The sequence below is a fragment of the Alkalibacterium psychrotolerans genome (assembly GCF_054784355.1).
Genome location: NZ_BAAGPH010000015.1, coordinates 69,618 through 83,064, shown reverse-complemented (window position 1 = coordinate 83,064; position 13,447 = coordinate 69,618). Strand labels below are relative to the sequence as shown.

Below are 13,447 nucleotides of genomic sequence, written 5' to 3'. Positions count from 1 at the left end.
GACACCTTTACCATATCAGAATGGGGTTCTTTTTTCATCACTTAACAGGTGAAAATGAAAAAGTAAATTTAAGCTGCCGTTAGGCAGTTGGCACATGTTTCAACGAAAAGTATGAATTGTTCAGGTTCTATCAATATTCATAGGATTTAAATATAGCTCTTTAATTCTAGTATCAATTGAGTTCAACTAACGTTACTTCTCTAACATTAAATCCGAATTTATAAGAGTATTGTTCTTCAATGGACTTCATTTTTACTTTTCCCGTTTTTCAAAACAGCTACTGTATTATCCAAACCAATGTCTACCATGTTGCGGACGGCTTCCGTTGTGTAAAAGCCGATGTGAGGCGTAATCAGGACATTATCCATAGCCATCAGCTGTTTCAGATTGTCAGGCAGTTCCTTCTTTCTCAAATCCTGGTTAAAGACGCCTTGTTCATTGGTCAGGGTGTCCAGAGCCGCTCCAGCGAGCTTCCCTCTTTCCAGCGCTTTGATTAAGGCCTCTGTGTCAACGACCGGTCCCCTGGCTGCATTGATGAGGTAAGCTTTTGGCTTCATCTGATTTAGCGCTTCTTCATCAATCAAATTTATAGTGGATAGGTCTAACGGAACATGCAGACTAACGACATCTGAAGCTTCCAGCACGTCTTTTTGAGACTCTTTGTAAGTCAGTACAGCTTCTAGCTCTTCTCTTCGAACCGGATCGTAAGCAATGACCTCAGCTCCCAGGGCGTGAAATAAACGAGCAGCCGTGCTGCCAATTTTTCCTGCACCAATAATCCCGATGGTCAGGGTGTGAATTTCCTTGGCAACCAGTCCGCGCCAGCGGAAGTCTCCCTGAGCCAGATGTGACTCCAGGCTTGGAAAATGACGAATCAGACGCATTGTCTGCGCCAGAACCAGTTCAGCAACTGAACGCGGAGAGTAAGCCGGCACATTCGTAATCGTCAGCTTGTATGTTTTTGCCATCTCCGTATCGATGATGTCATAGCCAGCCGTCCGAAGGGAAATCTGTCTAATGTTAAAGTCAGCCAGCTTCTGGTAAATTTCTTCATCATGAAGGTCGGTGACTTGCTGGATGGACAGTCCATCAAATCCTTTTACCAAATTAATATTTTCACTGGATAGATCTTCACTCACTGTGGTGACACTAATGTTACTCCGTTTTTCCCATTCCTTTACGGCCTCTTTTTCGTCTTCCCGTACACTGAACATAATTATTTTCAACAATCCTCATCCTTCCTCAAACAAACTGGCTAACAGAAAACCCTATAGGCACAGATTTCTCTGTTTCTATAGGGTACCACGCTACTTAAGCTAAGCCAACGCGTTCAAAAATTTCATCGACATTTCTCAGGTGGTAATTATAGTCAAAGGCTTCTTCGATATCGTCTTTAGAAAGAATGGACATGATTTTCTCGTCCTCTTCAAGCAAGGGGCGGAAAGCCGTCTGTTCATCCCAGGCAACAGCCGTTTTTGGCTGGACCAAATCGTAAGCTTCTTCACGGCTCAGGCCTTTATCAATCAGTTTCAACAATACGCGCTGAGAGTATATCAGACCAAGTGTGGCATCCATGTTCCGCTTCATGTTTTCCGGAAATACCGTCAGGTTACGGACAATGTTGGAAAAACGGTTCAGCATATAGTTCAGTAGAGTCGTGCTGTCCGGCAGGATAATCCGTTCGGCAGAAGAATGTGAGATGTCACGTTCATGCCACAGACTGACATTTTCATAAGCCGTCACCATATGCCCACGAATGACACGAGCCAGACCGGCCATGTTTTCTGAACCAATCGGATTACGCTTATGGGGCATGGCAGATGAGCCTTTCTGACCTTTGGCAAAGCCTTCTTCGACTTCCCGGGTTTCTGATTTCTGCAGGCCTCTTATTTCGGTCGCAAACTTTTCCACACTGGTCGCAATCAACGCAATCGAACTTAAGTATTCCGCATGCAGATCGCGTGGAAGAACTTGAGTTGAAATTTCCTGTGGACGCGTGCCCAGTTTTTCACAGACATACTTTTCGACAAAAGTCGGGATATTGGCAAAGGTCCCGACTGCACCACTTATCTTGCCGGCTTCCACGCCTTTTGCTGCATGTTCGAAGCGTTCAATGTGGCGTTTCATTTCTGAATACCATAAAGCCAACTTCAGGCCAAAGGTTGTCGGTTCAGCATGCACCCCGTGAGTCCGTCCCATTGTCACCGTATATTTATGTTCTTTCGCTTTTTCCCCAATCACGTCAAGCAGCTGCTGCAAGTCCTTTCTCAAGACATCATTCACCTGTTTCAGCTGGTAGCCGTAAGCCGTATCCACAACATCGGTACTGGTTAAACCGTAGTGAACCCATTTTTTCTCGTCACCAAGTGACTCGGAAACTGCACGGGTGAACGCCACCACATCATGCTTTGTCTGCTTTTCAATTTCCAGAATACGGGCAATGTCAAACGAGGCCTTTTCTCGAATTTTCTGTACGTCCTCTTTAGGAATTTCTCCGAGTTCAGCCCATGCTTCATCAGCCAGAATTTCGACTTCCAGCCAGGATTTGTAGCGGTTCTCTTCTGACCAAAGTTCCTTCATTTCAGGTCGGGTATAGCGTTCAATCATAGTCACAGTCTCCTATTTCCAAATTTTCGTTTCCTCAATTGCTTTAAGCGTCTCTTCTCTATTATCCGTCAAAATAGTCACGTGACCCATTTTGCGGCCGGTTTTAGCCTCTTTTTTTCCGTAATCATGTACATGCCAGTAAGGTTTTATTTCGTTCAGCTTTAAAGCCTCTTCCAGGTGTTCGCCTAAAATGTTGACCATCACTGCTGGTTTCAAGAGATCTACTTCCGGCAATGGATAGCCGCAGACTGCCTTGATGTGCAGATCAAACTGCGAGTGTGAGCAGGCTTCTATCGAGTAGTGCCCTGAGTTATGGGGACGCGGTGCCAGTTCATTAACGTAGAGTTCACCCGTTTCAGTGAGGAAAAGTTCCACACCCATTACGCCGACCAAGTCCATTTTTTCAGCAATAGTCTCTGCGATTGCTTGGGCTTTTTTCAACGTCTCATCTGACGCACGGGCAGGCACAATGCTTGTCATCAGAATATTGTTCTGATGGATATTTTCAGACACCGGCAGGGTGACACTATTTCCCGATGCATTGCGTGCCACCATAATGGACAGCTCTTTTTCAAAAGAAACCCATTCTTCCAGTACACACATGCCGTTTTCAAGCAAAGTGTTTCCTTCCGGCAAATCCGAGGCTGCTTTTAAAACAACCTGACCTTTCCCGTCATAGCCTCCCTGAATAGTTTTCAAAACACACGGGTAGCCGATGGTCTCGACGGCTTGTTTCAAATCGTCTTCGCTGTTTATTTTAGCATAGGAAGCGATAGGAATCCCTGCTTTTTTCAGAAAATCTTTTTCGCTTAAGCGGTTCTGCGTGTTTAACAGCAAGTCTGTTCCTTGTGGAATCGTTATGGCCACCCGCTTCAGTACTTGCTTGATTGCTTCAGCATCAACGTTTTCAAATTCATAGGTCAAGACATCGCTCATGTCCGCCAGTTCTTTCAAGGCATCTGCGTCATCAAAAGCTGCCTGAACGTGACGGTCAGCAACCTGAGCTGTTGGGCAGTCCTTTGTCGGATCCAGAACGGCAATGCGGTAGCCCTTTTCTTTAGCCGAAAAGGCCAGCATTCTACCTAGCTGACCTCCTCCAATAATCCCAATCGTACTTCCCGGTTTAATCAGATTAGACAAGGTCGTCACTACTTTCCATTACTTTTTGTTTAAGGGCTTCTCTGCGCGCTTCGATTCGCTCGGCAACAGCCGGCTGGGTGGCTCCAAGTATTTGAGCAGCCAGCAGGCCGGCATTGGTTGCGCCCGCTTTTCCAATCGCAACGGTTGCGACAGGTACGCCGCCCGGCATTTGTACAATTGAAAGGAGCGAATCCAGACCATTGAGTGCCTTTGACTGGACAGGTACACCAATGACTGGCAAAGTCGTTTTAGCTGCCAGCATACCCGGCAGATGCGCTGCTCCTCCTGCTCCCGCAATAATGACTTTGATTCCACGTTCTCGCGCTTCAGCCGCATACGCAAACATCAAATCAGGTGTGCGGTGCGCCGAGACTACTTTCTTTTCATACGGAATGGACAGTTCATCCAAGATGTCACACGCGTGTTTCATCGTTTCCCAGTCGGATGTGCTTCCCATTACAACGCCTACTTCAATTGCCAAATGTAACGCCTCCTAAATAATATGCTGAGTTAAATTGCTTTCGTGTTAACCGTTGTAGAGCTGGCTGCCCGGTGACCGATATCTCTTCTGTATATGCAGCCGGGACGAGTGACTGAATCGAGCGTCGAATAAATCAGCGACTGAGCTGCTTCTATTGTAGATGCAGACGCTTCGACCAAATAAATTCGGCCCCCATTCGAAACTAATTGACCTGCCTTTTCTGAGACACCTGCAAAGTAAAGCTGCAGGCTTTCATTCTCTTCAGGCAGCTGTAACGGGATCTCTTTTTTGTAGCTTTCAGGATAGCCTTCTGCTGCAACAACCACGCCCAGGCTGACGCCTTCTGTTTTCCACTTCAAATCGGGTTCCTTGTTATCCAAAATGGCCTGAATCGCTTCACCCAAATCGGATTCCAGACGATTCATCAGAACCTGCGTTTCCGGATCGCCGAAACGGGCATTGAATTCAATTGTTTTAGGACCGTCTTGTGTTGCCATAATCCCTGCATATAAAACACCGGTAAAAGGCGTCTTATTTTTTACCATGCCTTTTGCGGCCGGTTTTAAAATACGTTCTACCGCTTCATCGACTATGGAATGGGGAATGTGCGTGACCGGTGCATAAGCGCCCATCCCACCTGTATTGGGGCCTTTGTCCCCTTCAAGCAGTCGCTTGTGATCTTGAGAAATGACCATCGGATAGACTTTCTCACCTGAGACAAAAGCCATCAGAGAAAATTCTTCTCCCGTCAGGTGTTCTTCAATCACAACTCGGGTATTTTCACTCCCAAATTTCTCGTCACACATCATATCTTCCAGCGCGTTCAGTGCCTCTGTTTTTGTTTCTGCCACCACAACACCTTTGCCCGCTGCCAGTCCATCCGCTTTAATGACAATCGGAATGGGACCATTTTCAACAAACCGGCAAGCCTTTTTATAATCATCAAAGGACTGATATGCGGCTGTCGGAATATGATTGTCCATCATCAGTTCTTTAGCAAACTCTTTTGACGCTTCAATTTGCGTAGCTGCCTGAGTGGGACCAAAAATAGCCAACCCTTCTGCCTGAAAGTCATCGACTATTCCGTTAAAAAGAGGCACTTCGGGGCCGACAAACGTCCAGGCAATGCCTTCTTTTTTTACCAGATCAATCAGTGCATCGTGATTATCCTGCGGTATAGCAACGACATTAATTCCGTCTCGCTTCATGCCTGGATTTCCCGATGCACAGTAAACCGCCTCGACTGACTTGCCTGACAACAGTTTCTTCGCGACCGCATGTTCACGGCCGCCTCCCCCGATGACTAGTACTTTCACTGTATTCTCCCCTTTGATGACTTCTTTTTTGTCTATATTGTCTATGTAGGCCAATCTGGCAAGGCCAGATTGAACCGATTCTGTTCTTGACTGTCATTTTTGACTATTAGCGAATGCTTGAAGCTGTAACAGTAAACTTTTGTTGAATTCAGTGATGAACTCCTAGGCTGAACTTCACCAAAGTGACTTTTTGTTAAGTTCAGGCAAATAATTTTGAGCTGAACTTCATCAGCACAGCCACTCGTTGAGTTTAACAGCTTAATTGTTCACTGAACTTAACCTATTAGAAATTCTGTGAAGTTCAGCGCTCGAAACACGCCCTAAACTAAATGAAAGAGAGGCTCGCCTCTCTTTTCATCTTAATGTCTGAAGTGACGGACAGCGGTGAAGACCATCGCTATGCCCAGTTCATTCGCTTTATCGATGGATGCCTGATCTTTGATGCTGCCGCCTGGTTGAACAATGGCTGAGATACCATGTTTTGCAGCATACTCAACGCTATCATCCATCGGGAAAAAGGCATCGCTTGCCAGTACGGCGCCTTTGGCTTTTTCTCCGGCCTGTTCAACAGCAATTTTCACTGCACCGACACGGTTCATCTGACCGGCTCCAATGCCCAGTGTCTGCTTGTCGTTTCCAACTACAATCGCATTGCTTTTCACGTGCTTGACGGCTTTCCAGTTTAATGCCATAGCTTTCAGCTGTGCTTCAGTCGGAGCTTTTTCCGTCACTACTGACCAATCGGATGGGTCTTCTTCAAGCCAATCCTGATCCTGTACCAACAGTCCCCCAAGAACGGAGACTGCTTCCTTTCCGCCTTGTTTCGCTTCAGAAAAGTCCAGCTGAAGCAGACGGATATTTTTCTTTTTAGTCAACACAGCCAGTGCTTCTTCAGAAAAGCCCGGTGCAATGACAATTTCCAGAAAAATCTGACTGAGCTTCTCTGCCAGCTCTATAGAAACGTCCTCGTTCACAACAACGATGCCGCCAAAAATGGACACGGAATCTGCTTCATAAGCACGCTCAAAGGCTTCTTCAATCGTCTGACCAATACCAATACCGCATGGGTTCATATGCTTAAGGGCCACTGCAGCCGGTTCATCAAATTCCCGGACAATGCGTATCGCCGCATCCGCATCTTTAATATTATTGTATGACAAGGCCTTTCCATGCAGTTGTTCAGCCTTGGCGACGGAAAAGCTCGAGGCTACCGGTTCTTCATAAAACAGAGCAGTCTGATGACTGTTTTCTCCGTAACGGAGAGGCTGCTTTAATGTATAAGTCGGCGTATGAGTTTTTGGTTCTGCTTCTTCTGTTAAAGCAGTTAAGTAGTCTGCTATCAGTGCATCATAGCTGGCTGTGTGTCGGAATACCTTAGCCGCCAGGCGCTGTCTTGTTTCTGGAGTTGTTTCGCCATTTGACTCAAGTTCGTCAAGCACAAGAGAGTAGTCAGCTGCATCAACCACTACAGTCACGGACGCAAAGTTCTTGGCCGCACTGCGCAGCATGCTCGGTCCACCAATATCAATCTGCTCGATGGCTTCTTCCGAAGTAGTGCCGTCTTTAGAAATAGTCTCCTTGAAGGGATACAGATTCACGCAGACCAGATCAATCGGCTGAATGTTATGTGCTTTCATGGCATCGATATGACTCGTCAGGTCTCGTCTCCCTAAAAGTCCCCCGTGAATAAGCGGGTGCAGGGTCTTGACGCGGCCGTCCATCATTTCAGGAAAGCCTGTCACCTCTTCAATGGCAATTGTCTTTAGACCGGCTTCATCCAGGACTTTTTTGGTCCCTCCGGTCGATATAATCTCTATGTTCTGTCTGTCTAATCTTTTTGCAAAGTCTACTATGTTTGTTTTATCTGATACACTGATGAGTGCGCGTTTCATTATTTAACATACTCCTTCTGCAGCTTTTTAATCATCTTCTGGATGACTTTCGGAAACAGTTCATGTTCAAGCGCATGAATTTTCCTCTCCAGTGAGTCTATCGTATCACCCTCTTCTATCGCAACTGTTTTTTGAGCTAGAATAGGGCCGGTATCCACACCCTCATCCACCAAATGAACCGTTACCCCTGTCTGTTCTACCTTGTCCATAAAGGCATCAATGATCCCCTCTCTGCCAGGATAATTGGGTAGAAGGGACGGGTGAATATTGATTATTCTTTCAGGATAGGATTGGAGTAAGGTTTTTCCAACGATGCGCATGTAACCGGCCAGAACAATCAAGTCTACTTTTGCAGCTTTCAGGTGATCCAGCACTTCGCTTTCATACGCCGCTTTGGATTCAAATGCTTTCGGTGTAAAGGCAATCGATGGCACACCCCATTTTTCTGCACGGGTCAGGACAACCGCATTCGGCTGGTCACAGACAAGTAAAACGACCTCCCCGTCTACCTCACCCTTTTGAATGGATTCAATGATTGCTTCAAAGTTTGATCCATTGCCTGAAGCAAAGACAGCGAGTCTGATGGGTTGATACTTAGTCAAGGCGAATGGCCTCCTCGTTATTTTTAGTTACTTGTCCAATCACGAAGGCAGATTCGCCTGCCTCAGAAAGACTGGCCATGACAGCTGCTTCCTTTTCAGCTGGAACAGCCAGGACCATGCCGATGCCCATATTGAAAATGCCGTACATTTCTTCTCGGTTCAGCTGACCGTGTTTTTCAAGAAAATCGAAAATAGCCGGTTTTTCAAAAGACTCAACTTGGACGTCTGCACACAAGCCTTTAGGCAGCATACGCGGGAGATTCTCAATAAAGCCGCCACCGGTAATGTGAGACAAGCCAGTTACCCAGCCTTTTTTCAAAAGAGGCATGACCGTCTGAACATAAATTTTTGTCGGTTCCAAAAGCACATCTCCCAGTCTTTTGCCGTCCAGTTCTTCAAATGTATCGTTATATTTGAAATCGTTCTGTTCAAAACAGATCTTTCTGACCAGTGAATACCCATTAGAATGAATGCCGCTGGAAGCTAGTCCAATCAGCACATCCCCAACCTGAACACGCTCAGGTGTCAGCAGCTGACTTTTTTCGACGATACCCACACAGAAGCCCGCAAGATCATAGTCATTATCGCCATACATATCCGGCATCTCAGCGGTTTCCCCGCCAATTAATGCGGCACCTGCCTGAACGCAGCCTTCGGAAATTCCCGCAACAATCTGTTCCATTTTTTCGGGAATTGTTTTACCCGCTGCGATGTAATCCAGAAAATACAGAGGTTCTGCCCCTTGTGCTAAAATATCATTCACACACATCGCTACACAATCGATGCCGATTGTATCATGCTTGTCCTGACCAATGGCTAACAAGAGCTTCGTTCCCACGCCATCTGTTCCGGAAACCAGAACAGGTTCTTTAACGTTCAGACTGGACAGGTCAAACGCTCCCCCGAATCCACCTAAAGCCCCCATGACTCCAAGACGTTCGGTTCGTTTCGCATGTTTTTTGATGCGCTCTACGGTTTCATAACCTGCTTCGACATTTACACCTGCGCCACTGTAGGCATTTCCCATTTCATCGCTCCTCTGTATTGTTTGTTCTCTAAATCATTCAACTTATACCATTAACGGATTGCTTTCTTTGATTTTGTTCAAAGTCGCTCGGTAATCTGTTTCGTAGTCATATAAAGGCGTTGGATAAACACCGGTAAAATAAGACATGCACAGACCATTATGAGGGGCATCAAAAGTCAGACCGATGGAGTCGACCGTTCCTTCAACACTTAAGAAAGCCAGACTGTCCGCACCGATTTTTTCTCGAATCTCATCTACAGAATAATCGGCGGCAATCAGTTCTTTCTGATTCTGTATATCAATGCCATAAAAACACGGGTATTTGAGTGGCGGTGATGAAATACGCACGTGCACTTCTGCCGCTCCTGCTTCTTTTAAAAGCTGAACAATGCGTCTGCTGGTCGTTCCGCGTACGATGGAATCATCCACCATGATGACTTTTTTTCCTTCCACGACGCCTCTGACGGCAGACAGTTTCATCCGCACACCCTGCTCACGAAGTTCCTGGGTCGGCTGGATAAAGGTCCGGGCCACATACTGATTTTTGACGAGCCCCATTTCATAAGGAATCCCACTTTGTTCAGCATAGCCGCTAGCAGCCGATAAAGATGAATTCGGTACGCCGATGACCATATCTGCGTCAACCGGTGCTTCTTCTGCCAGGCGTTTCCCCATCTTTTTACGGGCCGTATGCACGTTCACACCGGCAATATTGGAATCCGGTCGGGCAAAGTAAATAAATTCCATCGAACAGATTTGTTTCATTGTATGGTCCGTATAGGTTTCAATCGTGTAGCCGGAGTCGTCAATAATGACCAGTTCGCCCGGCTCAACAGCACGGACAAATTCTGCCCCGACGGCATCCAGGGCACACGTTTCACTGGCTAGCACGTAAGCACCGTTATCCATCTGTCCAATTGATAATGGACGAAAACCGTTCGGATCAAGTGCGCCAATTAAGGCGTCCGGCGTCAGCATCACATAAGCAAAGGCGCCTTTAACTGTATTGAGACTTTCTTTAATGCGGTCAAGCAAGGTTTCCTGTCTGCTTTTGCGAATCAGATGCATCAGTACTTCCGTATCCGAATTGGAGTGGAAAATAGCCCCGTCTTTTTCCAGTTCCTGACGCAGGCTCAAGGCATTAATCAAATTGCCGTTGTGCGCCAGAGCAATTTCTTCGTCATGAAACTTGAAGAGGAAAGGCTGAATATTCAAGATACTGTTGTTTCCAGATGTGCTGTATCTCACGTGTCCGATGCCAGCTTCCCCTTTTAATCCTTGAAGGTCCCTTTCGTCTTTAAACACTTCAGACAAAAGCCCCAGATCTCTGTGACCGCGCAGGCGCCCCTTATGGTTGGTGACGATACCTGCCCCTTCCTGACCACGGTGCTGCAGGCTGTGTAGACCAAAGAAATTCAACTGGGCCGCATCGGGGTGTCCCCACACACCAAACACGCCGCATTCTTCGTTTAAACTTTTGACTTCAGCAAGCATGGAATCGCCCCTTCCCAAAGCTCTTTCAGTTCTCTCACACTGCATTCAAGAAGTTGATCACTGGTCTGAATAGAAGCTATACCACTGTCGGTCACTTCTCCTATCACTGACGCATCACTTCCGAACAAGGCCTTAACAGCCACGACGTCTTTTGCTTTAACACTCAGCACAAAGCGAGACGGCGATTCGGCAAACAACCATTCTTTAGGCATATCAAGATTCACAGACAATCCCAACTCTTTTGTAAAGGCCGCTTCCATCAGCGCTACAGCTAATCCGCCCTCAGAACAGTCATGAGCACTTTGTACCCAGCCGCTTCGGATAGCTTTCAGTACCTTGTCCTGCACTGCTTTTTCTTTTTCTATATCAAAATCGAACAGCTCGCCTTCGATTCTCCCCAATTGCATTTTCTGCAGTTCCGTTCCATTAAAGTCCGCTTTTGTTTCCCCAACAGCAATAATAACGTCCCCTGCCTGTTTGAATTCCGAAGTTGTCACGTGATTCAAATCTTTAACCAGTCCAACCATCCCGATAACCGGTGTTGGATAGACTGCTTCGCCGTTTGTTTCATTGTATAAAGACACATTTCCTGAAATGACCGGTGTGCCTAGTGTCTGGCAGGCCTTTGAAATCCCGTCTGCAGATGTCCACAGTTCCCAGAATACTTCCGGCTTGTCCGGGTTGCCGTAATTCAGACAGTCCGTAATGGCTAAAGGCTCGCCTCCGCTGGCAACAATATTTCTAGCCGCTTCTGCCACTGCCAATTGCCCGCCTCTTTCCGGATTCAAATACAGGTAACGGGCATTGCAGTCTGTCGTCATGGCCAGAGCCTTACGGGTTCCACGGATGCGCACCACTGCCGCATCACTTCCGGGTCCCACGACTGTACTGGTTCGCACCATTGAATCATATGTTTCAAAAATTGATTTTTTTGAGGCAATTGTCGGCTGCTGTAGAAGTGCTTTCAGTGTATCTTCCGCATTCTCCACTTTCGGTTCAAAAGTCTTCATGTCTCTGTATTGTTGAATGCGTTCGGGTTCTGTGTATTTTTTATGGTAAACTGGCGCATCTTCTGCGAGAGCATCAACAGGCAAGTCCGCTACCAGTCGACCGTGATGGTACAGTCGGTACTGGCCATCGTCTGTTACCTCCCCAATCGTTACCGCATCCAGTTCATAGCGTGAAAACAAGGTCTTGATGCGTTCTTCAGATCCCTTTTTCACACAAATCAACATGCGCTCCTGGGATTCCGAGAGCATCATTTCATAAGGTGTCATCTCTGTTTCACGCTGGGGGACATCATCCAGATTCAAAATCAGCCCGCTTCCTGCTTTAGAAGCCATTTCCGAGCTGGAAGAAACTAGTCCGGCCGCTCCCATATCCTGTATGCCGACTAGAATATCACTGTGGTCCTGTATCAATTCCAGACAGGCTTCCATCAGTAATTTTTCCATAAAAGGATCGCCGACTTGAACAGCCGAACGTTCCGCTTCTTCTTCATCTGTAAACTCTTCTGATGCAAAAGTCGCCCCATGAATCCCGTCGCGACCCGTTTTGGCGCCCACATACATAATCGTGTTTCCGACACCTTTTGCCTGCCCTTTTTGAATATCTTTATGGTCAATCAGACCGACACACATTGCATTAACGAGCGGGTTGCCTCTATAAACCGGGTCAAAGCCGATTTCGCCACCAACGGTCGGAATGCCGATACAGTTTCCGTAGCCACCAATTCCGGCAACCACTTCTTCCAGTAAATATTTAGTCCGTTCATTATCGAGTTCACCGAAGCGCAGCGAGTCAAGCATCGCTATCGGTCGCGCTCCCATACTGAAAATATCTCTGATAATCCCGCCCACTCCCGTAGCTGCGCCTTCATAGGGCTCTACTGCAGAAGGGTGGTTATGGCTTTCTGCTTTAAATACAACTGCCTGATTGTCTCCAATATCCACAATGCCGGCACCTTCACCCGGCCCTTGCAGAACGTGAGGACCGTCTGTCGGAAATTTTCTCAAGACGGGTTTGGAGTTTTTATATGAGCAATGTTCGCTCCACATCACCGAAAACAGTCCGGTTTCTGTGTAATTGGGCAAACGGCCTAAAATGTCTTCTGAAATCTGTCGGTACTCTTCATCCGTCAGCCCCCACTGGGTATATATACGCTCGTTTTTAATCAGTTCTGGTGACGGTTCGAAAATGGTTTTCATAAGTCGGCAGTCTCCTTTGCAAAATTCTTTACCATTGACTGGAAAAAACGCAGACCATCGCTTGAACCAAGCAGGTTTTCCACGGCTCTTTCCGGGTGTGGCATCATTCCGAGCACATTGCCTTTTTTATTGATGATACCGGCAATATCCGCTACAGAGCCATTAGGGTTTTCGGATGCATAGGTAAAGACAATCTGGTTGTTTTCCTGAAGTTCCTTCAGTGTTTCGTCATCACAGTAGTAATTGCCTTCGCCATGCGCGATAGGAATGGTCAGCACTTCGTCTTCGTCGTAGTCTGAAGTAAAACGCGTTTGGTTGTTGACGACTTTAAGTTCAGTCTGTTTACAGATAAAGTGCAGATCTTTATTACGCTGAAGGGCACCCGGGAGCAGGCCAGCCTCCACCAAAATCTGAAAACCATTGCAAGTACCGAAAACTGGTTTGCCTTCTTCTGCAAAACGTTTAACCTCATCCATGACCGTCGAAAAACGTGAAATGGCGCCACTTCTCAAATAGTCCCCGTAAGAGAAACCACCGGGTAAGAGGACGCCGTCAAAGCCCTCCAGGCTCTCAGCTGTATGCGGAACATATTCAGCTTCTTCTCCGGTGCCATCTACAATCGCATGAAGCAAGTCGACATCACAGTTTGAACCAGGAAACTGAATCACTGCAAAACGCATG

11 protein-coding genes are annotated in these 13,447 nt (G+C 46.8%); all 11 read right to left on the bottom strand.

All coding sequences use genetic code 11. The features are described from left to right. Positions 1–236 precede the first annotated feature (236 nt). Positions 237–1,229: a D-2-hydroxyacid dehydrogenase gene (locus ACYVLS_RS02625; RefSeq protein ID WP_460320896.1), complete on the bottom strand. Its 993-nt coding sequence runs from the start codon at positions 1,227–1,229 to the stop codon at positions 237–239. Between the two features lie 82 nt (positions 1,230–1,311). After that, a complete protein-coding gene (gene purB / locus ACYVLS_RS02620) occupies positions 1,312–2,607 on the bottom strand; it encodes an adenylosuccinate lyase (RefSeq protein ID WP_460320894.1) in 1,296 nt (431 codons plus the stop codon). 12 nt (positions 2,608–2,619) lie between these two features. Next, a complete protein-coding gene (gene purK / locus ACYVLS_RS02615) occupies positions 2,620–3,747 on the bottom strand; it encodes a 5-(carboxyamino)imidazole ribonucleotide synthase (RefSeq protein ID WP_460320892.1) in 1,128 nt (375 codons plus the stop codon). After that, positions 3,740–4,228: a 5-(carboxyamino)imidazole ribonucleotide mutase gene (gene purE / locus ACYVLS_RS02610; protein ID WP_460320889.1), complete on the bottom strand. Its 489-nt coding sequence runs from the start codon at positions 4,226–4,228 to the stop codon at positions 3,740–3,742. The genes purK and purE overlap by 8 nt, the downstream gene beginning before the upstream one ends. A 29-nt stretch (positions 4,229–4,257) precedes the next feature. Next, positions 4,258–5,544, bottom strand: a complete 1,287-nt coding sequence (purD, locus tag ACYVLS_RS02605; protein ID WP_460320887.1) for a phosphoribosylamine--glycine ligase — start codon at positions 5,542–5,544, stop codon at positions 4,258–4,260. 359 nt (positions 5,545–5,903) lie between these two features. Continuing rightward, the gene (purH, locus tag ACYVLS_RS02600; RefSeq protein ID WP_460320885.1) at positions 5,904–7,436 is read right to left on the bottom strand and encodes a bifunctional phosphoribosylaminoimidazolecarboxamide formyltransferase/IMP cyclohydrolase; all 1,533 of its coding nucleotides are present in this window, start codon (positions 7,434–7,436) and stop codon (positions 5,904–5,906) included. After that, on the bottom strand, positions 7,436–8,020 hold the full coding sequence (purN, locus tag ACYVLS_RS02595) for a phosphoribosylglycinamide formyltransferase (protein WP_460320900.1): 585 nt from the start codon (positions 8,018–8,020) through the stop codon (positions 7,436–7,438). Before purN ends, purH begins: the two co-directional genes overlap by 1 nt. A 10-nt stretch (positions 8,021–8,030) precedes the next feature. Beyond that, positions 8,031–9,065 carry a phosphoribosylformylglycinamidine cyclo-ligase gene (purM, locus tag ACYVLS_RS02590; RefSeq protein WP_460320882.1) on the bottom strand — a complete coding sequence of 345 codons (1,035 nt, stop codon included), beginning with the start codon at positions 9,063–9,065 and terminating at the stop codon, positions 8,031–8,033. Between the two features lie 42 nt (positions 9,066–9,107). Then, positions 9,108–10,559: an amidophosphoribosyltransferase gene (gene purF, locus ACYVLS_RS02585; protein ID WP_460320879.1), complete on the bottom strand. Its 1,452-nt coding sequence runs from the start codon at positions 10,557–10,559 to the stop codon at positions 9,108–9,110. Then, on the bottom strand, positions 10,535–12,766 hold the full coding sequence (gene purL, locus ACYVLS_RS02580) for a phosphoribosylformylglycinamidine synthase subunit PurL (RefSeq protein ID WP_460320876.1): 2,232 nt from the start codon (positions 12,764–12,766) through the stop codon (positions 10,535–10,537). The genes purF and purL overlap by 25 nt, the downstream gene beginning before the upstream one ends. Next, a complete protein-coding gene (gene purQ, locus ACYVLS_RS02575; RefSeq protein ID WP_460320873.1) occupies positions 12,763–13,446 on the bottom strand; it encodes a phosphoribosylformylglycinamidine synthase subunit PurQ in 684 nt (227 codons plus the stop codon). Before purQ ends, purL begins: the two co-directional genes overlap by 4 nt. Position 13,447 lies beyond the last annotated feature (1 nt).

Coding starts and splice junctions, on each gene's coding strand:
- purB (WP_460320894.1), bottom strand. CDS start 2,607: ATGATTGAACGCTATACCCGACCTGAAATGAAGGAACTTTGGTCAGAA.
- purH (WP_460320885.1), bottom strand. CDS start 7,436: ATGAAACGCGCACTCATCAGTGTATCAGATAAAACAAACATAGTAGAC.
- purM (WP_460320882.1), bottom strand. CDS start 9,065: ATGGGAAATGCCTACAGTGGCGCAGGTGTAAATGTCGAAGCAGGTTAT.
- purF (WP_460320879.1), bottom strand. CDS start 10,559: ATGCTTGCTGAAGTCAAAAGTTTAAACGAAGAATGCGGCGTGTTTGGT.
- purL (WP_460320876.1), bottom strand. CDS start 12,766: ATGAAAACCATTTTCGAACCGTCACCAGAACTGATTAAAAACGAGCGT.
- purQ (WP_460320873.1), bottom strand. CDS start 13,446: ATGCGTTTTGCAGTGATTCAGTTTCCTGGTTCAAACTGTGATGTCGAC.